The sequence below is a fragment of the Paraburkholderia pallida genome (assembly GCF_004524855.1).
In the GTDB taxonomy this organism is placed as follows: Bacteria; Pseudomonadota; Gammaproteobacteria; order Burkholderiales; family Burkholderiaceae; genus Paraburkholderia; species Paraburkholderia oxyphila.
Genome location: NZ_CP038148.1, coordinates 3,171,446 through 3,193,523, shown reverse-complemented (window position 1 = coordinate 3,193,523; position 22,078 = coordinate 3,171,446). Strand labels below are relative to the sequence as shown.

Annotated in this window: 16 protein-coding genes; 8 read left to right on the top strand and 8 right to left on the bottom strand. The window is 67.2% G+C overall.

Annotated elements, in window-relative coordinates; genetic code table 11:
- The first annotated feature begins 81 nt into the window (after window positions 1-81).
- On the top strand, window positions 82-1,641 hold the full coding sequence (locus E1956_RS14470; RefSeq protein WP_197732798.1) for a cobyric acid synthase: 1,560 nt from the start codon (window positions 82-84) through the stop codon (window positions 1,639-1,641).
- A 107-nt stretch (window positions 1,642-1,748) separates the two neighbouring features.
- Here E1956_RS14470 and E1956_RS14465 read toward each other — a convergent pair whose 3' ends face one another.
- The gene (locus E1956_RS14465) at window positions 1,749-2,168 is read right to left on the bottom strand and encodes a PaaI family thioesterase (RefSeq protein ID WP_134749892.1); all 420 of its coding nucleotides are present in this window, start codon (window positions 2,166-2,168) and stop codon (window positions 1,749-1,751) included.
- On the bottom strand, window positions 2,165-2,413 hold the full coding sequence (locus tag E1956_RS14460) for a hypothetical protein (protein ID WP_134749891.1): 249 nt from the start codon (window positions 2,411-2,413) through the stop codon (window positions 2,165-2,167). The genes E1956_RS14465 and E1956_RS14460 overlap by 4 nt, the downstream gene beginning before the upstream one ends.
- A 41-nt stretch (window positions 2,414-2,454) precedes the next feature.
- On the opposite strand from E1956_RS14460, the gene E1956_RS14455 reads away from it, so the two are divergent.
- Window positions 2,455-3,081 carry a ParA family protein gene (locus tag E1956_RS14455; protein ID WP_134749890.1) on the top strand — a complete coding sequence of 209 codons (627 nt, stop codon included), beginning with the start codon at window positions 2,455-2,457 and terminating at the stop codon, window positions 3,079-3,081.
- 175 nt (window positions 3,082-3,256) lie between these two features.
- Here the strand turns inward: E1956_RS14455 and panD are convergent, their stop codons facing one another.
- The 4 genes from panD to E1956_RS14435 form a co-directional block, all read right to left on the bottom strand.
- Window positions 3,257-3,643, bottom strand: a complete 387-nt coding sequence (gene panD / locus E1956_RS14450) for an aspartate 1-decarboxylase (RefSeq protein WP_028221186.1) — start codon at window positions 3,641-3,643, stop codon at window positions 3,257-3,259.
- Window positions 3,644-3,752: 109 nt separating this feature from the next.
- A complete protein-coding gene (gene panC / locus E1956_RS14445; RefSeq protein WP_134749888.1) occupies window positions 3,753-4,586 on the bottom strand; it encodes a pantoate--beta-alanine ligase in 834 nt (277 codons plus the stop codon).
- A gap of 278 nt (window positions 4,587-4,864) precedes the next feature.
- Window positions 4,865-5,707, bottom strand: a complete 843-nt coding sequence (locus tag E1956_RS14440) for a segregation and condensation protein A (RefSeq protein WP_134750648.1) — start codon at window positions 5,705-5,707, stop codon at window positions 4,865-4,867.
- A 116-nt stretch (window positions 5,708-5,823) separates the two neighbouring features.
- On the bottom strand, window positions 5,824-6,009 hold the full coding sequence (locus tag E1956_RS14435; RefSeq protein ID WP_028221183.1) for a DUF3460 family protein: 186 nt from the start codon (window positions 6,007-6,009) through the stop codon (window positions 5,824-5,826).
- 753 nt (window positions 6,010-6,762) lie between these two features.
- Between E1956_RS14435 and E1956_RS14430 the strand changes: the two genes are divergently transcribed.
- Both E1956_RS14430 and E1956_RS14425 read left to right on the top strand, forming a co-directional pair.
- Window positions 6,763-8,463, top strand: coding sequence for an autotransporter assembly complex protein TamA (locus E1956_RS14430; protein WP_232071445.1), 1,701 nt, complete (start codon window positions 6,763-6,765; stop codon window positions 8,461-8,463).
- A 139-nt stretch (window positions 8,464-8,602) separates the two neighbouring features.
- Complete coding sequence (locus E1956_RS14425; protein WP_134749886.1) at window positions 8,603-13,249, top strand: translocation/assembly module TamB domain-containing protein; 4,647 nt, start codon at window positions 8,603-8,605, stop codon at window positions 13,247-13,249.
- 66 nt (window positions 13,250-13,315) lie between these two features.
- Here the strand turns inward: E1956_RS14425 and metG are convergent, their stop codons facing one another.
- Window positions 13,316-15,463 (bottom strand): methionine--tRNA ligase, encoded by a 2,148-nt coding sequence (metG, locus tag E1956_RS14420; protein ID WP_134749884.1) that lies wholly within the window; start codon window positions 15,461-15,463, stop codon window positions 13,316-13,318.
- A gap of 546 nt (window positions 15,464-16,009) precedes the next feature.
- A complete protein-coding gene (locus E1956_RS14415; RefSeq protein ID WP_134749882.1) occupies window positions 16,010-16,663 on the bottom strand; it encodes a YiaD family glycine zipper/OmpA-like lipoprotein in 654 nt (217 codons plus the stop codon).
- A gap of 335 nt (window positions 16,664-16,998) precedes the next feature.
- Here E1956_RS14415 and apbC point away from each other — a divergent pair, with 335 nt between their 5' ends.
- The 4 genes from apbC to E1956_RS14395 all read left to right on the top strand — a co-directional run bounded on the left by apbC (window position 16,999) and on the right by E1956_RS14395 (window position 22,065).
- Complete coding sequence (apbC, locus tag E1956_RS14410) at window positions 16,999-18,087, top strand: iron-sulfur cluster carrier protein ApbC (RefSeq protein WP_134749880.1); 1,089 nt, start codon at window positions 16,999-17,001, stop codon at window positions 18,085-18,087.
- Between the two features lie 219 nt (window positions 18,088-18,306).
- Window positions 18,307-18,855, top strand: coding sequence for a superoxide dismutase family protein (locus tag E1956_RS14405; protein WP_028222292.1), 549 nt, complete (start codon window positions 18,307-18,309; stop codon window positions 18,853-18,855).
- Between the two features lie 268 nt (window positions 18,856-19,123).
- Window positions 19,124-19,693 (top strand): dCTP deaminase, encoded by a 570-nt coding sequence (dcd, locus tag E1956_RS14400; protein WP_133197494.1) that lies wholly within the window; start codon window positions 19,124-19,126, stop codon window positions 19,691-19,693.
- 89 nt (window positions 19,694-19,782) lie between these two features.
- On the top strand, window positions 19,783-22,065 hold the full coding sequence (locus E1956_RS14395; RefSeq protein ID WP_134749878.1) for an arginine/lysine/ornithine decarboxylase: 2,283 nt from the start codon (window positions 19,783-19,785) through the stop codon (window positions 22,063-22,065).
- Window positions 22,066-22,078: the final 13 nt, after the last annotated feature.

The following is a 22,078-nucleotide window of genomic DNA, read 5'->3' as shown; positions in this document are numbered from 1 at the left end:
AGCGGCGCACCCGATGGGATAATGCGCCTTCGCCCGAACGCCCCCGGCCTTGTGCCGCCACTGCCGCCATCCATCGCCAACATGTCCGTTACGAAACCCGCCGTGCCGCGCGGCACGCTGATGATCCAGGGCACCACCTCCGACGCGGGCAAGAGCACGCTCGTGGCCGGCCTGTGCCGTATCGCGTACCGCGCCGGCGCGCGCGTGGCGCCGTTCAAGCCGCAGAACATGGCGCTGAACAGCGCCGTGACGGCCGACGGCGGCGAGATCGGCCGCGCCCAGGCGCTGCAGGCGCTGGCCGCGGGCATCGAGCCGCATACCGACCTCAACCCCGTGCTGCTCAAGCCCAACAGCGATCTGGGCTCGCAGGTCATCGTCCACGGCAAGGCGCGCATGAATCTGAACGCGCGCGCCTACCAGGACTACAAGCCGCTCGCGCGCGAGGCCGTGCTCGAATCGTACGCACGGCTGCGCGAGCGCTACGAGACCGTGTTCGTCGAGGGCGCGGGCAGCCCCGCCGAAATCAACCTGCGCGCCAACGACATCGCCAACATGGGCTTTGCCGAGGCCGTCGACTGCCCGGTCGTGCTCGTCGCCGACATCGACCGCGGCGGCGTGTTCGCCCACCTGATCGGCACGCTCGCGTGCTTGTCCGAAAGCGAGCGCGCGCGTGTGAAGGGCTTCATCATCAACCGCTTTCGCGGCGATCCCTCGCTGCTCAAGCCCGGCCTCGACTGGCTCGAAGCGCAGACGGGCAAGCCGGTGCTCGGCGTGGTGCCGTATCTGCACGGCCTGATGCTCGATGCCGAGGACATGCTGCCGGGCGTCGCGCACACCCACGCGCAGGCCGGCGGCGAGACGCTGCGCGTGGTGGTGCCCGCGCTGCCGCACATCAGCAACCATACGGACTTCGATGCGCTGCGCGCGCATCCGCAGGTCGAATTCAGCTATGTGCGCACGGGCAGCGCGCCGCCGCCGGCCGATCTCGTGATCCTGCCGGGCTCGAAGAACGTGCGCGACGACCTCGCGTGGCTGCGCGCCCAGGGCTGGGAAACGGCGCTCGCGCGGCATCTGCGCTACGGCGGCCGGGTGATCGGCATTTGCGGCGGCATGCAGATGCTCGGGCGCGCGATTGCGGATCCGCATGGCGTGGAGGGCGAGCCCGGCGCCGTGGCCGGCTTCGGCTGGCTCGACTACGAAACCGAGCTCACGCGCGAGAAGACCCTGAAGAACGTGACGGGGCGCCTCGTGCTGCGCGGCGATGTAGAAGCGCCCGGCGGCGAGGCGCAGGTGCCGGTGCGGGGCTACGAGATCCATATGGGCGTGACGCGCGGCCCGGCGCTGGCCGATCCCGCGCTGCGCATCGCATCGGCCAACGCTGCGATGGATTGCGCAGCCGGCGACGAGGCCGAGCCGCTGCGCGCGGACGGCGCGCAATCGGCCGACGGCCAGATCCTCGCGACTTATGTGCATGGCCTCTTCGACACACCCGAGGCGTGCGCCGCGCTGCTCCATTGGGCGGGTCTGGAGGCGGCACAACGCGTGGACTACCCGGCGCTGCGCGAGGCGTCGCTCGAGCGGCTAGCCGACACGCTGGAAGCAAGCCTCGATCTGGCGCGCCTCTATGACGCGATCGGTTGAGCGCGGGCTGCGTCTGCCAATGCTGAAGCGGCTGCACTGCCCCGGCGCGATCGGAACACCAACAGCAAGGTCTGTTGCTGGCGTGAACAGGCCCTCGCGCGATCGCTTTAGTACAGCACCATCTGCGTGCAGCGGAAGAGGGCCGTAGTCTTGCCGTCAGGGCCCGTCACGGTGGCGTCCCAGATCTGCGTGCTGCGCCCGAGGTGCACGCCCGTGGCGACCACGCTCAGCGTCCCTTCGCGCGCCGTGCCCAGAAAGTTGCTCTTGAGCTCGATGGTGGTGAAGTTTTTCGCGCTGGGCGGCAGGTGCGCGAGGCAGCCGTAGCCGCAGGCCGTATCGGCGAGACAGACCACCGTGGCGGCATGCAGAAAGCCATTGGGCGCGAGCAGCTCGCTGCGGATGTCGAGCTCGGCGCGCAGCAGGCCTTGTTCGAGCGCGACCGTGCGAAAACCGATCAGATCGGGCAGCCGGCCGCGCTGGCGCTCGTGCAGGGAATCGACGGTGATATCGGTGCGCAACGTGCTCATGACAGGAAAGTCTCCTTGATTTTCAGAAGGGGGATCGGGGTCCGCAGCGGCATCGCGTGCACGCGAGACTTGCCGGGCGTGCGATGTGCCACACGGGCGCAGACCCGGGCCGGGACTTCGGCGCCGCCGCATTTGCCGATATTATCGGACGGTTGCGTCGGTGCGCCGCGCTCTTCGACGTGGGCAAAGCGGCGGGGCTGCGGCATCGACGGAAGCGAAATCGGCAGAATCAACAGAATCGGCAAACCGGCTGGCCCGCGCGCCAGCCTTCCTGACGGGAGCATTCATGACGGTGATCGTGGTGGCGAACCCCAAGGGCGGCGTCGGCAAAAGCACGCTGTCCACCAATCTGGCCGGCTATTTCGCGGCGCAAGGCGAATGGGTCGCGCTCGCGGACCTCGACCGGCAGCAGTCGGCGCACGCGTGGCTCGACCTGCGGCCCGAGACGCTGCCGGCCATCGAGAGCTGGGGCATCGACCTGGACAACCCGGCCAAGCCGCCCAAGGGGCTCGAGCACGCCGTCATCGACACGCCGGCGGGCCTGCATGGCAACCGGCTCGCCGCGATCGTCGAGCTCGCGGACAAGGTGATCGTGCCGCTACAGCCGTCCATGTTCGACATACTCGCGACCAAGGACTTCCTCGACCGGCTCGCGAAGGAAAAGGCGGTGCGCAAGGGCGCCATCAAGGTGGGCGTGGTGGGCATGCGGGTGGACTCGCGCACGCGCTCGGCCGAGCAGCTGCAACGCTTCGTGGAGGGGCTCGAACTGCCGGTGCTGGGCTATCTGCGCGACACGCAGAATTACGTGCAGCTCGCCGCTCACGGCCTCACGCTGTGGGACGTCGCGAAAAGCCGTGTGGATAAGGATCTCGAACAGTGGCAGCCGATCATCTCGTGGGTGGACGGCAAGTAAGCAGCCCTGGGATCGGGCCTGCCGGGTGCCCGGGAAGAACCTGAACTGACGCGCCCGAGTGGTCGGCGCGCTGCGAACCGGCGGGGCGGTGCCCCGAGCCCGCGGACGCGTGCCGCGGCGGGCAGGGCGCCCGCCGCATGAGCCGCGCACGCCCTGGCGCGCGGCCTCTAGCGTTTCAGGTCCAGCTTTGCGTCGGCACGTGGTCGCGGCTGCCCTTGATGCGGTTGTTCTCGTCGACGAACACGAGGTCTGGCTTCCAGCCCGCCTTCAGCTCTTCTTCTTCCACGTTCGCGAACGCCGCGATGATCACGAGGTCGCCCAGTTGCGCGCGTCGCGCCGCCGAGCCGTTCAGCGAGATCATGCCGCTGCCGCGCTCGCCCTTGATCGCGTAGGTCGTGAAGCGCTCGCCGTTGTTGATGTTCCAGATGTCGATGCGCTCGTTCTCGACGATGTTCGCCGCTTCGAGCAGGTTCTCGTCGATCGCGCACGAGCCTTCGTAATGCAGCTCGCAGTGCGTGACGGCGACGCGGTGGATCTTCGACTTGAGCATATGGCGTTGCATGGTGAATCTCCTCAGGCGGGCGGGCGCATGGCCCGCCACGGGTAATGCCGAAAAAAGCGTGCTGAGACCGGGTGAGCCGGCGCGCGGGAGGCGCGGCGCCCGGAACCGCTCAGATCTCGAGATTGTCGATCAGGCGCGTGGCGCCCAGCTTGGCCGCGGCCACCACGACGAGCGGCGCATCCGTTTCACCGGGTACCGGCGGCAGGAGGTTTGCCTGCCGGCGAATGGCGATGTAGTCGGGCTTCCAGCCGCGCGCGGCGAGCGTGGCCATCGCTTCGAGCTCGAGCTGCTGGAAGTCGCGGCGGCCCGAGAGCACCGACTCGCGGATCCCTTGCAGCACACCCGCCAGTTGCGGCGCCTCGGCGCGCTCGGCGGCCGAGAGATAGCGGTTGCGCGAGCTGAGCGCGAGGCCGTCGGTGTCGCGCACGGTTTCGGCGGCGATCACCTCGGTCGGCAGCGCGAACTGCTGGCACATCGCGCGCACGATCATCAGCTGCTGATAGTCCTTCTTGCCGAACACGGCGACGCGCGGCTGCACGCACGACATCAGCTTCATGACCACGGTGCAGACGCCTTCGAAGAACCCGGGCCGGAACTCGCCTTCCAGAATGTCGCCGAGGTCGTGGGGCGGCCGCACGCGGTACTCCTGCGGCTGCGGATACATGTCGGACTCGGTGGGCGCGAACAGCACGTAGACGTTTTCCTTCTGCAGCTTCTCGATGTCGTCCTGGAGCGTGCGCGGGTATTTGTCGAAGTCTTCGTTGGGGCCGAACTGCAGGCGGTTCACGAAGATGCTGGCCACGACCGGGTCGCCGTGCTGGCGCGCGAGGCGCATCAGCGAGAGGTGGCCTTCGTGCAGGTTGCCCATGGTCGGCACGAACGCGGTGCGGTTTTGGCCGCGCAACTGGTCGCGCAGTTCCTGAATCGAGCTGATGACTTTCATGATCGGATGCGTTATGCCTCGCACGGGGCAAGACGGGTTGCGGCAACCGGCGAAACGCGCGGCGCACCAGGGCGCGCGGCTGGCCGAATGGCGTGCCCGGCCGCTCAGGGTCAGGCGCGGGCGATTGTAGAGGATTTGGGCGTGCAGCGCAGCCGCTTCAGATGGGGGGTTAACCTGGCGTCGGGCAGAAATGCTCGTATGGGGCCAGACCGGATTTTCCCCAGGCCGCCATGCAGGCCGCCCGGGCGCGCCCTGATGCGGGCAGCTTATGTGGGCACTTATGCAGGCAGATACGCGAGGCGCACGTAGATCGGCGCGAACGGCTCGGCCTGGGTGATCTCGATGAGCGATTCGCGCGCGAGCTCGAGCATGGCGATGAAGTTCACGACCACCACGGGCACGCCGCGCGTGGTGTCGAAGAGCTCCGAGAACTCCATGAAGCGCGTGCCCTGGAGCCTGCGCAGGATCACGCTCATATGCTCGCGCACCGAGAGCTCCTCGCGCGAGATCTTGTGATGCTGCACCAGCTTCGCGCGCTTGATGACGTCGGCCCACGCGGCGCGCAGGTCGTTGCTGTCCACGTCGGGAAAGCGCGGCGTGATGCTCTGCTCGATATAGACCTCGGCGCGCATGAAGTCGCGGCCGAGCTGCGGCAGGCGGTCGATGCGCTGGGCGGCGAGCTTCATCTGCTCGTATTCGAGCAGGCGCCGCACGAGCTCGGCGCGCGGGTCTTCGGCTTCCTCGCCGGTGTCGGCCTTCTTGACCGGCAGCAGCATGCGCGACTTGATCTCGATGAGCATGGCGGCCATCAGCAGGTATTCCGCGGCGAGTTCGAGATTGGTCTTGCGCAGTTGCTCGACGTAGCCCAGATACTGCGTCGTGACGTCCGCCATCGGGATGTCGAGCACGTTGAAGTTCTGCTTGCGGATCAGGTAGAGCAGCAGATCGAGCGGGCCTTCGAAGGTCTCGAGGAAGACTTCGAGCGCGTCGGGCGGGATGTAGAGGTCTTGCGGGAGCTTGAAGAGCGGCTCGCCGTACAGGCGTGCGAATGCGACGCCGTCGACGGTGTCGGGCGTCGAATCCGTGGAGGGTGCGGCGAGCGCTTCACCCGGGCTGGCCATCTGGCCGGCCGGGCTTGCCGGAGCATGGGCCGCCGCGGCGCCGGCAGGAGGGGCGTGACGTGCGTCGGCCCGTCCTTCGGCCTCGTTAGCCATCTCGGCCCCGTCGGCCTCGGCCATCAGAAGTTCTGGTAGTAGACGTACGACGTTTGCCTGACGCGCGACGCCTGCTGGCGCTCGCGCTCGTCGAGGTCGACCGGCTGCTTGTCCCACAGGAGCGCACGGCCCTTGCGCTGCTGCTCTTCGAGATACGGCTTCTGCTCTTTGAGCTGGTTCAGGAACTGCGTGATTTCCGACTGATACATGGCTAACGTCCGTCGCGAGTGCTGCGCGTGGGTGCACACAAGTGCGCGTAGGTGCGGAGAGGCGGCGATGTCTGGCAGGCCGCCTCGGTGCGTGTCGGCCGCAATTTTACCGCAAGCGCCGGCCGCGGAACATCCAGGCGGACAGCGTGTGGACGGCGTTCGCGCCGGGTGCGGGCGGGGGCGCATCGGCGGTCGGCCGGCGCGCCACGAACGAGCCCGCCGCGCAGCGGCCGGGGGGGCTGTCTGGCAAGCTGCAACTCGGTGAAGCCGGTGCTCGAGCGTCGTACCAGGCGGCAACACAGCTTGATGAGACGCTCCTTGCGGCCCTTTTTGCGCCGCGTCCTGGGGTTTTCGAGCGTTGTTGTGGTGAAATAACGCGTTTGCGCCCGCACCGCGGCAAGAGGCGCCTGCGCAAACGTATGCAATGGGCAAAAGAACGACGGCTGGAGGTCTTGTTTGGCGGGATGGGTGATCGAAGCGTTGCGTGCGAAGCGGCATCCGTCACGGGTGACGCGGCACGCTCACGCCGCCGCGCAGCACGCCAACGACGGGCCCGCTGAGCGGGTGCGCCCCGCACCCCGTTTTTTGAGCCGCTTTTCGGCACGCTTTTCAGCCCGCTCCTCGGCCTTGTTCCCGGTATATTTTTCAGCCCGCGTTTCCGCTCGCTTCTCCCTGCGATTCGCCGCATGGCTCGCCGCAGGCCTGCTCGCCAGCCTCGTGACCGCGGCGCCCGCGCGTGCCGACCTCGCCAGCCTGCTGCCGTGGTCGCACAAGCGCACCTACTACGACGTCGATATCCAGACCTCGCCGCGCGAGTTGCGCAAGCTGCTCGAAGCGCATCTCGACCTCGCGCGCTTCTCCACACGGTCCGGCGTCAGCGACGACCAGTTCGACTTTCTCGTGACCGCCACGCCGCAGCAGGTGCGCGACCTGGCCTCCACGGACGGCTATTTCACGCCGGTCGTGCGCACCGACGTGCGCACCGGCGCCAACGGCAAGCGCGCCGTGACCGTTTATGTCGACGCGGGCCCGCGCACGCAGATCTCGGCGGTGACGCTCACCTTTACCGGCCCCGTGCAGACCGAGGATCCCGCGCAGGAAAAAGCCACGCGTTTCGCCTTCTCGCTGCACGAAGGCGACGCCTTCACGCAGTCGGGCTGGGACGGCGCCAAGAGCGCGGCGCTCAGGGCGCTGCAGGCGCGGCGCTACCTGGGCGCGAAGATCGTGCATTCCGAGGCGCGCGTCGATCCGCTCAAGCATGACGCGAAGCTTTCCGTGACGTTCGACAGCGGCCCGACCTTCACGATGGGGCAGATCGACGTTTCGGGCACGCGGCGTTATCCGCAGAAGATCGTGGACAACGTGAACCCGATCTCGCCCGGCGAAATCTACGATGTCAACCGCGTGACCGAGCTGCAGCGCCAGGTCCAGAACACGCCGTACTACGCGAGCGTGGCCATCGACGTGGACGACAACACGCAAAAGCCCGAGCTGACGCCGCTGCACGTCAAGGTGAGCGAATACCCGTACAACAACTTCCGCGGCGGCGTGGGCTACTCGACCGATACCGGCCCGCATATCCAGGGCTCGTACACGTATCTGAACACCTTTGGCTCGGCATGGCCGCTTCAGATCTCGGGGCGGCTCGACCAGATCCAGAAATACGGCCAGATCCAGCTATCGATGCCGCCGGGCGCGCGTGCATGGACCAACAGCGTGCTCGCGTCGTACACGACGACGGACGTCTCGGACACCACGATCTATAGCCTGCGCGCGGGCGTGCAGCGCACGCGCACCTCGCAGAACATCGACTACTCGTACTCGCTGCTCTACTACCAGGACCGCCTTTACCAGAACGAAGGACCGCCCACCATGGCCCGTGCGCTGGTGCCGCAATGGTCGTGGACGCGCCGCAACGTCGACGATCCGCTGTTTCCGCGCTCGGGCAACCTCGTGCGCGTGGAGGCGGGCTTCGGCGTGAAGGGCGCGGGCTCCGATGCCACCTTCGCGCGCGGCTACATGCGCGGCCAGCAGTATCTGCCGATCGGCCGCGACGACATCGTGCTGTTTCGTGCCGAGTTGGGGGGCGTATTCACGTCGAGCAGTTCCTCGGACGTGCCGGCCTCGCTGCTGTTCCGCGCGGGCGGGTCGAACTCGGTGCGTGGTTACTCCTTCCAGAGCATCGGCAACAATGTCGACGGCTCGATTCTGCCGACCAAGTACCTCGTGACCGGGTCGGGCGAATATCAGCACTGGTTCAATCGCGACTGGGGCGGTGCGGTCTTCTTCGATATCGGCACCGCCACCGACACCTGGGGAGAAAAGGTCTTCTATCCGGGCGCGGGCTTCGGCGCGCGCTGGCGCAGCCCCGTCGGTCCGGTCAATCTCGACCTTGCGTACGGTTTTCGTGACCGCAGAGTGCGGCCTTATGTGACGCTCGGAATTGCATTCTGATGATGACGCTTGCCTCGCTCCGCGCCGTTTCGATGCTGCCGCTCGCCGCAGGGGGCGCTGCCGCCGGAGCGCGCACTGCCGAAGGACGCGTTGCCGAAAGACGCACGGTCAGAGGGCTTGCTGCCGCAGGGAGCGTCGCATGAGTGCGCGTCAACGCTTCCGTTGCGTGAGTTGGCTCGTGCCTGCGGTGACGCTTGCTGCGTCGTCGGACGACGGCGGCGCGCCGCCGCGGCCATCAGTCGGTGATGGCGCGAACGGCGCGGGCGGAGCGAATGGTGCGGGCGCCCCGCCATCGGGCGAAGGCCGCGAGCCGGGCGCCCCGCCGCCGCGCCGCCGGCGCCGGCTGTGGAAGTCGCTCGCGTGGGCGGTTGTGGCGCCGGTGCTGATCGTCGCGCTGGTGGCGGGGCTCCTGTATGGCGCGGCGATCACCGAGCGCGGCACGGCCTGGGTGTGGCGCGCAGCGGTGAAGGTGTTGGGCGGTCAACTCGCGGGCACGCTCGACGGCGGCACGATCGCGACGGGCCTGCGCCTGCGCGACGTGAGCTGGCGCGGCAAGGACGGCACGACCTTCGCGATCGACCGCGTGAGCAGCCAGTGGGCGCTGGAGGTTCACGAGAAGCGGCCCTGGCGCTTCGTGCTCGATTATCTGCATGTGGGCAACATCGATGCGCGCATCGTGCCATCTAACGAACCATCGTCGCCGATGACGCTGCCGGGCGACCTGCGGCTGCCGCTCGCGCTCGAGATCCGCGATCTGCGCGTGGCGAAGCTCACGCTGCACGAGGGCGCCTCGGCCACCGAGTTCTCGAATTTCGCATTCCACGGGCGTAGCGACGGGCGGCATCACGAGGCGGCCGTCGAGCAGCTCGACACGCCTTACGGCGCGGTGAGCGCGAGCGCGAAGCTCGACGGGGTGCGGCCGTTCGCACTCACGGGCGAGCTTGGCTATGCGGGCAAGGTGAACAACGAGGCGGTGCAGGTGAACGCGCGCCTTGGCGGCTCGCTCGAGGCGCTCAGCGCCGACATCGCGGCGAGCGGCATGAAGCTGGCGGGGCAGGCGCATGTCGAGGCGGCGCCGTTCGCGGCCGTGCCGCTCAAGCGCGCGACGCTCGCCTTCGATCACGTGAACCCGCAGGCGTTCGCGCCGGGCGCGCCGTTCGCGGACCTGGCCCTGCGTGCCGACCTGGAGCCGGCGCAGGACCCGGTCAAGCCGTTCGTGCCCGAGGCGGCATCGTTGGCAGCGGCGTCAGGCGTTCATGGCGCGGCGTCGGCGGCAGCTTCGGCATCGGCATCGGCGGCGACAGCAGCGGCAACGCGGTCGCGCGGCGCGTCGGCGGCTCACGCGCGCAACGCTTCGGCCGGCGTGGCCGCTGGGGCGTCGGCTGTCGCACCGGCTTCCGCCACCGCCCTCGCTTCGGGCGCGGCCGGGGTCGCGCCAGGCCACGAGAATCCCAATGCAGCCGGCTTCACGGTCGCGGGCAAGGTGTCGATCGTCAATGCGAAGCCGGGGGCGATCGACGCGCACTTGCTGCCGCTCATCGATGCACGCACGGACGTCGTGCTCGACGCGCATACGCAACGTCTCTCGAACCTGAACGTGCGGCTCGTGAAGAACGCGACAGTGACCGGTAGCGGCGTCCTGAGCGGGCGCAACGGCCGCTTCGACCTCAAGGTGGCGGCCCTCGATCTGAACGCGCTCGAAGCGAGCGTGCTCCCGACACAGCTGGCTGGCCCGATCACGGTGCATCTGGCCGGCGACGTGCAGAGCGTCGCGCTCGATCTCGCCGATCCGAAGGCCGCGCTGCGCCTGCAGGGCAAGGTGACGCAGGATCCCGCGCGCCTCGCCTTCAACGACGTGCGCCTGACCTCGGGGGCCGGGCATCTCGACCTCACGGGCGCGCTCAAGCATGACGCCCATTCCTCGTACACGCTCAAGGCGGTGCTGACCAACTTCGATCCGCTCTCGCTCGCGTCGCAGGTGCCGGCGCAAAAGGGCACGGCCCGTAAGGCGGCACAACCCGCGGCCAGGCCCGCGGCGCCCACCGAGGCGCAGCGCGCCGCGGAACAGAACGCGCTCAATCCGCAACGCAACCTCGCGCTCAATCCCGCGATGAACCCGGCGCTCAATCCCGCGCAATCGAGCGAGCAGGCGCAAGCGCAGGACGTTGCGCGCAATACCACACAAACGGGTACGCAAACCGGCACGCAAACCTCGACGCAAAGCTCGGCACCGAAAACGGCAGCGCGGACCGCATCCGCGGGCAAAGCCGCGCAGAAGGGCACGCAGAAAGCCCCAACGCGCCGCATCACGGCACGCGTGAACGGCACGCTCGACGCGAGCGGCATGCTCGCGCCCACCTTGACGACGAAGGCCGAGTTCAAGCTCGGCCCCAGTGTCTACGACGACCTGCCGCTCACCGGCCAGGGCCTCATTCAGCTCGCGGGCTCGCGCATTCTGCCGAGCCGCGCGAATCTTTCCGTCGCGGGCAATACCGTCGACCTGCAAGGCAGCTTCGGCGCCAACGGCGACCGTCTGCGCTTTCGCGTGGACGCACCGCAGCTCGACCGGCTCGGCTTCGGCGTCGCGGGCCAGCTCGCGGCAAGCGGCGACCTGACCGGCACCTTCGCGCATCCCGACGTGGCGCTCGACTACAAGGCCGAGAACGTGGTGTTCGGCGATAACCGCGTCGGCCACGCCGAGGGCCGGGCGGAGGCGCGCGACGGCGCGAACGGCGCGCTCGCGTTCAGCGCCGATGCGAGCGGTGTCGCCGTGGCGGGCGTCGACATCACGACCTTGAGCGCGCGCCTGTCCGGCACGCGCGCGAAGCACACGCTCACCGCGAGCGCGAAGGGCAAGGTCCAGGGGCAGCCGATCGACTTCGCGGTGGCGGCCAACGGCAAGCTCTCGGATACGCCCGAAGGCACGCGCTGGGACGGCACGGTGACGCAGCTCGAGAACCGCGGCGTGCCGGGCGTCAAGCTCGAGGCGCCGGTGACCGTGAGCGCAGGGCCGGGCATGGTCACGCTCGGCGCGACGCGCATCGCGGCCCTGGGCGCCTCGCTCGACCTGAAGTCGTTCGACCTCGACCACGGCCGCATCCGCTCGGCGGGCGCGCTCACGAATGTCTCGGTCGCGCGCATCATGCAATTGCGCCAGCAGTTCACCGGCGTGCCGTCCACGCTCAAAACCGATCTGATCTTTGACGGTGACTGGGACTTCTCGATCGGCCAGAGCGCGAGCGGCTATCTGCAGGTGAAGCGCCGCTCGGGCGACATCACGACCGAGATCGGGCGCGGTCTCGCCTCGCTCGGCATCGGCGATCTCAATGCGCGCGCGGCCTTCAGCGGCGGCAATCGCCTCACGCTCACCGCGCACGCGCAGGCGAGCCGCGTGGGCACGCTCGACATCGACACGAACACGACACTCGTGCCGCGCGACGGCATGCTCGCGGTGGCCGAAGAAGCGCCGCTCGGCGGCACGATCAAGGCGAACGTGCCTTCGCTGAAGACCACCGGCGGCCTGCTGGGCCCGACCTACCTGCTCGACGGCCATCTCGCGCTGCAGCTCGCACTGGGCGGCACGCTTGCCAAGCCGAACCTCACGGGCTCGCTCATTGGCGACGGCATTTCCGCGACCGTGGTCGACCAGGGCGTCGAGCTCAAGGACGGCACGATCCGCATCGCGCTGTCGAAAAATCTCGTCGACTTCCAGCAGGTCGAATTCCACGGCGCGACGAGCGGCACGTTGCGCGCGACGGGCCGCGTGCGCCTCGACAACGACGAGCCCGACCTCACCGCGAGCATCATCGCGGACAAGCTCGAGCTGTTTGCTTCGCCCGACCGCAAGCTGTCGCTGTCGGGCAGCGCGAGCATCGCCAATGGCGGGCATCTGGGCGGCATGCAGATCGACGGCAAGTTCACTGTCGATCGCGCGCGCTTCGACATGCCCGAGTCGGCCGCGCCCGCACTCGGCGACGACGTCGTGATCGTGCGCCCCGACGGCACGACGACGGGCGGCACGCCGCCGCCCATCGAAGAGACCGCCTCGAAGAAGCCAGCGCCGCGCTTCGCGCCACGCGCGAACGTCGCCATCGACCTCGGGCGCGACTTCCGCTTCCACGGGCAGGGCGCGGACCTGGGTCTCGCCGGCACGATCACCGTGAACAGCGCGCCGGACGTGCCGCTGCGCGCGGTCGGCAACGTGCGCGTGATCGAAGGGTCCACCTACACGGCGTTCGGCACCAAGCTGGCCATCGAGAACGGCTACTTCACGTTCAACGGGCCGGTCGGCAATCCGGGCATCAACATTCTCGCGATGCGGCGCAACCAGCAGGTGGAGGCGGGCGTACAGGTCACGGGCACGGTTCAGGCGCCGGTGGCCAAGCTCGTTTCCGAGCCGAACGTGCCCGACAACGACAAGCTTTCGTGGCTCCTGTTCGGCCACGGCACCGACCAGGGCAATAACGTCGGCCAGCAGAACGCGATGACGACGGCGCTCGCGCTGCTCGGCAGCTCACAAGGCAAGCGCATCGCGCAGAGCATCGGCCTCGACGAAATTTCGATCGGGCGCAGCGAGGTGGGCCTGACCGATCCCGAGGTCGTGCTGCTCTCCAAGGCCATTAACGAATGGTTCGTGCTCGGCTACGAACAGGGGCTGCAGTCAGCCTCGAACGCGATCAAGGTCACGCTCAACCTGACGCGCTACTGGTCCGTGGCCGCCTATGGCGGCACGTTCTACGGCGCCGACGTTCTCTATACGCGGCGCTTCGATCGCATCAAGTGGTAGTGCGCCAGCGATCGACAAAAAAAACGCCCCTCGCAAGGGGCGTTTCGCATTTTTGCGGCGAGGGACTTACCGCACTCGCATTCCCGGCTTCGCGCCGCTATGCGGCTCGAGAATGTAGAGGCCCGGTTCGGCCTTCTCATCGGCGGAAGACGCTGCGAGCACCATGCCTTCCGAGAGACCGAACTTCATCTTGCGCGGCGCGAGGTTGGCGACCATCACCGTGAGCTTGCCCTTGAGGTCTTCGGGCTTGTACGCCGAGCGGATGCCCGAGAACACGTTGCGCGTTTTGCCTTCGCCCACGTCGAGCGTGAGTTGCAGCAGCTTGTCCGAGCCTTCGACGATATTGCAATCGACGATCAGCGCCACGCGCAGGTCGATCTTCGCGAAGTCGTCGATGGAGATGACTTCCGGTGTTTCGGGTTCGGCCTTCTTCGCTTCCTTCGACGCCTTCGACTTCTTGCTTGCATCGGCGGCGGCAGCGGGTGCCTCGGTGGCTTGCAGCGAGTCGCGGTTCGCGGCGAGCAGGGCTTCGATCTGCTTGGGATCGACGCGCGTCATCAGGTGCTTGTAGGCGTTGATCGGCTGCTGCGACGAGAGCGCCTTGCCTGCATCGGCCCACGTGAGCGGCGCGATCGCGAAGAACTGCTCGACGCCTTCAGCGAGCGTGGGCAGCACCGGCTTCAGCGCGAGCGAGAGCAGGCGGAACGCTTCGAGGCTCACGCTGCAGGTCTCGTGCAGCGCCACGGCGTTGGCCGGATCCTTCGCCAGTTCCCACGGCTTGGCCGTATCGACGTAGACGTTCACCGCATCGGCGAGCTCCATCGTGTGGCGCAGCGCGCGGCTGTACTCGCGTGCCTCGTAGTTCGCGGCGATCTCGGGAATGGCGGCGCGCAGCTGCTCGATGAGCGGATGGCTCATCGCGCTGTCCTGCACGCGGCCCTCGAAGCGCTTGATCAGGAAGCCCGCCGCGCGGCTCGCGATGTTGATGTACTTGCCGACGAGGTCGCTGTTCACGCGCGCCTGGAAGTCCTCGAGGTTCAGGTCGAGGTCTTCCATCGAGCTGTTGAGCTTGGCCGCGAAGTAGTAGCGCAGCCACTCGGGGTTCAGGCCCGTGTCGATATAGCTTTGCGCCGTGATGAAGGTGCCGCGCGACTTCGACATCTTCGCGCCGTCCACCGTGAGGAAGCCGTGCGCGAACACGTTGGTGGGCGTGCGATGGCCCGAGAACTCGAGCATCGCCGGCCAGAACAGCGTGTGGAAGTACAGGATGTCCTTGCCGATGAAGTGGTACTGCTCGGTCTTCGAATCGGCCTTGACCCACGCGTCGAAGTTCAGACCGCGCTGCTCGCACAGGTTCTTGAAGCTCGCGTAGTAGCCCACGGGCGCGTCGAGCCACACGTAGAAGTACTTGCCGGGCGCGCCCGGGATCTCGAAGCCGAAGTACGGCGCGTCGCGCGAGATGTCCCAGTCGGCGAGCTTCGATTCGCCCGCGTCGCCGAGCCACTCGCGCATCTTGTTGGTGGCTTCGGGCTGCGCGAGGCCGCTCACCCAGCCGCGCAGGAACTGCTCGCAGCGCGGGTCGGAGAGGCGGAAGAAGTAGTGCGTCGAGGTCTTGCGGATGGGCGTCGCGCCGGACACGACCGAGTACGGATTCTTCAGGTCGGTGGGCGCATAGGTCGAGCCGCACACTTCGCAGCTGTCACCGTACTGGTCCTTCGCGCCGCACTTCGGACACTCGCCCTTGATGAAGCGGTCCGGCAGGAACATGTTCTTGACCGGGTCGTAGGCCTGCTCGATGTCGCGCGTCTCGATGAGGTCCGCTTCCTTGAGCGCCAGGTACACCGCTTCCGAGAGCACGCGGTTCTCTTCGGAGTCCGTCGAGTAGTAGTTGTCGAACGACACGCCGAAGCTGTCGAAGTCGCGCTTGTGCTCCTGCCAGACGCGCGCGATCAGCTGCTGCGGCGTGAGGCCTTCCTTCTCGGCGCGCAGCATGACGGGCGTGCCGTGGGTGTCGTCGGCACCGACGTAATAGACCTCGTGGCCATGCATTCGCAGCGCGCGAACCCAGATGTCCGTCTGGATGTACTCGACCAGATGGCCGATGTGGATCTGCCCGTTGGCATAGGGCAGAGCAGACGTGACGAGAATCTGGCGGCGGCCGCTGGAGGTGGCAGGCGCGCCGGCTGCAACGAGGTCGGTGGCGGGTGCTGACATAGGTGAGAGGGTTCCGGAGATGCGGGAGGTCGAAACGACGATTTTAGCAGGGTGGGCGGGCGGCGAGTTTGGACGCCAGGCGCCGCGCAAACGCCGGGGCCGGTGCGCGAGTTGGGCCGGGGGCGAGAGCGATTCCGATGCGCCGTGCATGCGCAAAGCGGATGCGCGCTTTGCCTCGAGCCCATGCGTGCAGGCCGTGCGGCTCGACGACTGCAAATATCGCGGGCAAAAAAAACCGGGGCAGGATGGCCCCGGAGCAACAACGACAAGAGGAGAATGGTGACGCGGCGGCGTGACCGCACACGTACCGTAAAGAAAGACAGCGGAGTTGAAAGAGAGTTCGAAAAATTTTTCGCTTCGCTGACTCCGCCGGCTGACCGCGCTTGAGGGGTGTTTCCGGCGCCGATGTCCGGCCGCATTGCAGCCGCCTCGCTCGGGCAGAAATGCAAGCGGGACGGCCTTGCAGCCGTCCCGCTCGTCCTGTCGCCGTTTTCGCGACGCGCCGCCAGTTGCGTGTCCTGCAACTCGCGGCGCCGCCCGGAGCGCTTAGCCGCCCTGGTGCTGCGCCGTCGCGCGCAGATAGATTTCCACGCGGCGGTTCGCGGCGCGGCCGGCTTCGGTGCTGTTGTCGGCGATCGGCTGGGTGTCGCCGCGGCCATCGGCTGCCATGCGCTGCATCTGCACGCCGCGCGATCCGAGGTAGTTCACCACGCTCTGGGCGCGGTTGACCGACAGCGTCTGGTTGTAGGCGGGTTGGCCCGTGTTATCCGTATGGCCGACGACCTGCGCGACCACTTCCGGGTTCTGCTGCAGCGTCTGCGCAACCTGGTCGAGCACCGGTGCGAACGACGGCTTGATTGCGTAGCTGTTGGTGTCGAAGGTCACGTTGCTCGGGATGTTGAGCTTGAGCGAGCCGTCCGGCTGCTCGGTGATCTGCGTGCCGGTGCCCTTGGTAGCGCCCGTGAGCTTGTTGTGAATGGCGGTCCAGTTGTAGCCCGCCACACCGCCGACCAGCGCGCCGGCGCCCGCGCCGATCGCCGCGCCCTTGCCGCCGCCGAAGATCGCGCCGATGGCGGCGCCCGTGCCGGCGCCGATGCCGGTGCCGACAGCCGTGTTGGTGCCCTGCTGGGTCGCGCAGCCGGCGACGAGCGCGCCGGCGATGGCGAAGACGGACAGACGGGTCAAGATTCTTGTGTTCATTTTTCAATCCTCTCTTGAGTGGAACGGGACGGCTCCTTGCGCCGCTCGCAGGCCCCGACTGTGCCAAGGGTCTTCGGCCGGCGCGCGCCTGCAACTACTACAATGACGGCTTGGGAGCTTGCGTGAGTCATTTTGCTACTTGCGAAGCGTCGCCCGGCGACGACTTGACAAGTGCTTCTTCGGTGCAAATAGGGCCGCTGCCGCGAAGCGTGCCTTGCCGCAGTGATTTGCGCAATGCAGCTTAACAATTTCTTGCGTTTTCCGGCGCTGAGATGCCACTGCGCGGCCTTCCGGGCCACGCGGGCGCCAGCACATTTCTTGCACACGGAGTTTCAATGAGCATTGATCGGGCATTGGTCGACGCCGCGCTGGCGGCCCTCGCGGATCCGAACACGGGCCGGCCGTACGCAGCGGCAAAAGGGGTGCGCAACGTCGCGATCGACGGCGACACGGTGGGCGTCGAGATCGTGCTCGGCTATCCGGCGAAGAGTCAGTACGACGCGGTACGCGCGCAGGTGGAAGGCGCGCTCGCGGCGGTCCCCGGCGTGAAGTCGAGCCGCGTGACGGTGCGCCATGAAGTGGCCGCGCACACGGTGCAGCGCGGCGTGAAGCTGTTGCCGAACGTGAAGAACATTGTCGCCGTGGCTTCGGGCAAGGGCGGCGTCGGCAAGAGCACGACCGCCGTGAACCTTGCGCTCGCGCTGGCGGCCGAGGGCGCTTCGGTTGGCGTGCTCGACGCGGACATCTACGGCCCGTCGCTGCCGATGATGCTCGGCATCGAAGGCCGCCCCGAATCGCCCGACGGCCAGTCGATGAACCCGCTCGAAGGGCACGGCGTGCAGGCCAACTCGATCGGCTTTTTGATCGAGCAGGACAATCCGATGGTCTGGCGCGGCCCGATGGCCACCTCGGCGCTCGAGCAGCTGCTGCGTCAGACCAATTGGCGCGAGCTCGACTATCTGGTGGTGGACATGCCGCCGGGCACGGGCGACATCCAGCTCACGCTCTCGCAGCGCGTGCCGGTCACGGGCGCCGTGATCGTGACGACGCCGCAGGACATCGCGCTGCTCGACGCGAAGAAGGGCCTCAAGATGTTCGAGAAGGTGGGCATCCCGATCCTCGGCATCGTCGAGAACATGGCCGTGCACGTCTGCTCGAATTGCGGCCACGCCGAGCACATCTTCGGCGCGGGCGGCGGCGAGCGCATGGCGAAGGAATACGGCGTCGAGGTGCTCGGCAGCCTGCCGCTCGACATCGGCATTCGCGAGCAGGCCGACTCGGGCCACCCGAGCGTGGTGGCCGATCCAGAGAGCGCCGTGGCGGCGACTTACAAGGCGATTGCGCGTCGCATCGCGGTGCAGATCGCGGAGCGCGCGCGCGACATGACCTCGAAGTTCCCGACCATCGTCGTGCAGAACACCTGAGCTCCGGCGGCTCGCCCGGGCAGGCCTGTCGGCCCGCCTCGGGCCGATGCCGTGCAGCGTGTGGGTGTCGCCCCCCGTGTGCCTTGCTGCACAAGGCTCGCAGCGCGTAAGACAGTGCTCACATGAGGCGCGCGCAAGGCCCTCTGCGCGGTATCATGTTGCATTCAAAGGTCCGGATCGACGGCCGCAGGGGCGGCCGCGTGCGGACATGAGGATCGCATGGGTAAAGGAATCGACAGGGGCGAGAACAGGCTGGCGGGCAACGCCGCCGTGCTGGCCGTGGCCGTGTGCACGCTGCTGGCGGGCTGCACGAGCTTCATGGGCCAGCAGGACAAGCGCGCGCTCGCGCAGGTCTTGCCTACCGTCGGCAACCAGGTGCGGGGCACCGTGTCGTTCGTCGAGCGCTCGGACGGCGTGCAGGTGAGCTACAACCTCGCAGGCCTGCCGCCCGACAGCGACCATGCGATACAAGTCCACGATCGCGGCGACTGCAACGCCGCGGACGCCTCGAGCGCCGGCGCCGTGTTCGCGCCGGCGGCCGACCGCCTGAAGCCCGGCGCGCGCGTGGAGGGCGACCTCGGCAACATCCACGCGGATTCCAATGGCGTGGCCACTGGCTTCATCGTGGCGCCGGACGTCTCGCTCGACGGCGTGCGCTCGGTGCTGCAGCGCTCGGTGCTCGTGCATCACGACGCCATCGACCCCTATGCATATCCGGCGCGCGGCACCGGCCCCGCGCTTGCCTGCGGCGTGATCAAGGCGCAGTGACGCGGCGCGTGAGCGGCCTGCGCACGGCACCGGCATGTGCGCATTCGCGCGCGCTCGAAATGCACTTGAGGTGCGCTTCGCGTTCAGTTCCAGGCACAGTCATCCACATCGCGTAAAATAGGCGCCTTTCGTGGGGGCACGCGGAGCGGGGCACCCACGGCGGGACGGCCGGGCGCGCGAGGCATTTCCCTCCTCGATGGGCCTGCCCGCAGGCGGCTTCCCGCACACTTCTTTTTCGTTCCCTGTTTTTACTGGACCGTAGCGCAACATGGCAATCAAATCCGACAAGTGGATCCGGCGCATGGCCGAAGAGCATCAGATGATCGAGCCGTTCGTGCGCGACCAGGTGCGGACGTCGGAAGATGGCCGCAAGATCGTGAGCTACGGCACCTCGAGCTACGGCTACGACATCCGCTGCGCCGACGAATTCAAGATCTTCACGAACATCAATTCGACGATCGTCGACCCGAAGAACTTCGACGAAAAGTCGTTCGTGGACTTCAAGGGCGACGTCTGCATCATCCCGCCGAATTCGTTCGCGCTCGCGCGCACGGTCGAGTATTTCCGCATTCCGCGCAACGTCCTGACCGTGTGTCTGGGCAAGTCCACCTATGCGCGCTGCGGGATCATCGTGAACGTCACGCCGTTCGAGCCCGAGTGGGAGGGCTATGTGACGCTCGAATTCTCGAATACGACACCTTTGCCTGCCAAAATCTACGCGAACGAAGGCGTTGCGCAAGTGCTCTTCTTCGAGAGCGACGAGGTTTGCGAAGTGTCTTACGCGGACCGCGGCGGCAAATATCAAGGCCAGCACGGCGTGACCTTGCCGAAGACCTGACGTTCGAGCGCACATATCCCACCGGACATACGACATACGGGGACCGCTGCGCGTTACATGCAGCGGTCGTTTCTTTTGGAGAATCGCCCATGAAGTTTCGTTTTCCCGTCGTCATCATTGACGAAGACTTTCGCTCCGAGAACATCTCGGGTTCCGGCATCCGGGCACTGGCCGAAGCCATCGAGAAAGAGGGCGCGGAAGTCCTCGGGCTGACGAGCTACGGCGACCTGACGTCGTTCGCGCAGCAATCGAGCCGCGCCGCCTGCTTCATCCTCTCGATCGACGACGACGAGCTGCTGCCCTACGTGGAAAGCAACGGCGACGGCGAAGCGCCGGAGCACGCGCCCGCGATCATCGCGCTGCGCGCGTTCGTGGAAGCGGTGCGCAAGCGCAACGCGGACATCCCGATCTTCCTGTACGGCGAGACGCGCACCTCGCGCCATCTGCCCAACGACGTCCTGCGCGAGCTGCACGGCTTCATCCACATGTTCGAGGACACGCCGGAGTTCGTCGCGCGCCACGTGATCCGCGAAGCGAGGGTGTATCTCGACGCACTGTCGCCGCCGTTCTTCAAGGAACTCGTCAAGTACGCCGACGAAGGTTCGTACTCGTGGCACTGCCCGGGTCACTCGGGCGGCGTGGCGTTCCTGAAGAACCCGCTCGGCCAGATGTTCCACCAGTTCTTCGGCGAGAACATGCTGCGCGCCGACGTCTGCAATGCCGTCGAGGAACTCGGCCAGCTGCTCGATCACACGGGCCCGGTCGCGGCCTCGGAGCGCAACGCCGCGCGCATCTTCAGCGCCGACCACGTGTTCTTCGTGACCAACGGCACGTCCACGTCCAACAAGATCGTCTGGCACGCCACGGTGGCGCCGGGCGACATCGTGCTGGTGGACCGCAACTGCCACAAGTCGATCCTGCACGCGATCACGATGACGGGCGCGATTCCCGTGTTCCTCACGCCCACGCGCAACAACTTCGGCATCATCGGCCCGATCCCGCGCGACGAGTTCAAGCCGGAAAACATCCGCAAGAAGATCCTCGCGAATCCGTTCGCGCGCGAAGCGCTCGAGAAGAACCCGAACATCAAGCCGCGCATTCTGACGATCACGCAGAGCACCTATGACGGCGTGGTCTACAACGTCGAGATGATCAAGGACCTGCTCGGCGACATGCTCGACACGCTGCACTTCGACGAAGCCTGGCTGCCGCACGCCGAATTCCACGAGTTCTACCAGGACATGCACGCGATCGGCGCGGGCCGTCCGCGCACCAAGGCACTGGTGTTCGCGACGCACTCGACGCACAAGCTGCTCGCCGGCATCTCGCAGGCCTCGCAGATCGTCGTGCAGGACTCGGAGGACAGCGTGTTCGACCGTCACCGCTTCAACGAAGCGTATCTGATGCACACGTCCACGAGCCCGCAGTACGCGATCATCGCTTCGTGTGACGTGGCTGCCGCGATGATGGAAGCGCCGGGCGGCCCGGCGCTGGTGGAAGAGTCGATCGCCGAGGCGCTCGACTTCCGCCGTGCCATGCGCAAGGTGGACGCCGAATACGGCGACGACTGGTTCTTCAAGGTCTGGGGCCCGGACGATCTCGCGGAAGAAGGCATCGGCTCGCGCGAAGACTGGATGCTGCGCCCGAACGACCGCTGGCACGGCTTCGGCGCGCTCGCCGAGGGCTTCAACATGCTCGACCCGATCAAGGCGACCATCGTCACGCCGGGTCTGGACGTGGAAGGCGACTTCGGCGAAACCGGCATTCCCGCGGCCATCGTCACGAAGTACCTGGCCGAGCACGGCATCATTGTCGAGAAGACGGGGCTCTACTCGTTCTTCATCATGTTCACGATCGGCATCACCAAGGGCCGCTGGAACTCGATGGTCACGGAGCTCCAGCAGTTCAAGGACGACTACGACAACAACCAGCCGCTCTGGCGCGTGCTGCCCGAGTTCGTCGCGCAGCATCCGATGTACGAGCGCGTGGGCCTGCGCGACCTGTGCCAGCAGATCCATAGCGTCTACCGCGCCAACGACATCGCGCGCCTCACGACCGAGATGTACCTCTCGGACATGGAGCCCGCGTTGAAGCCGTCCGATGCGTTCGCGAAGCTCGCGCACCGCGAGATCGACCGGGTGCCCATCGACGAGCTCGAAGGCCGTGTCACGTCGATCCTGCTCACGCCGTATCCGCCGGGCATTCCGCTGCTGATTCCGGGCGAGCGCTTCAACAAGACGATCGTGAACTACCTGAAGTTCGCGCGCGAGTTCAACGAGCGCTTCCCGGGCTTTCACACCGACATCCACGGACTCGTGGGCGAGACCATCAACGGCCGCATCGAGTATTTCGTGGACTGCGTGCGCGCTTGAGCGCGGGGCTGGG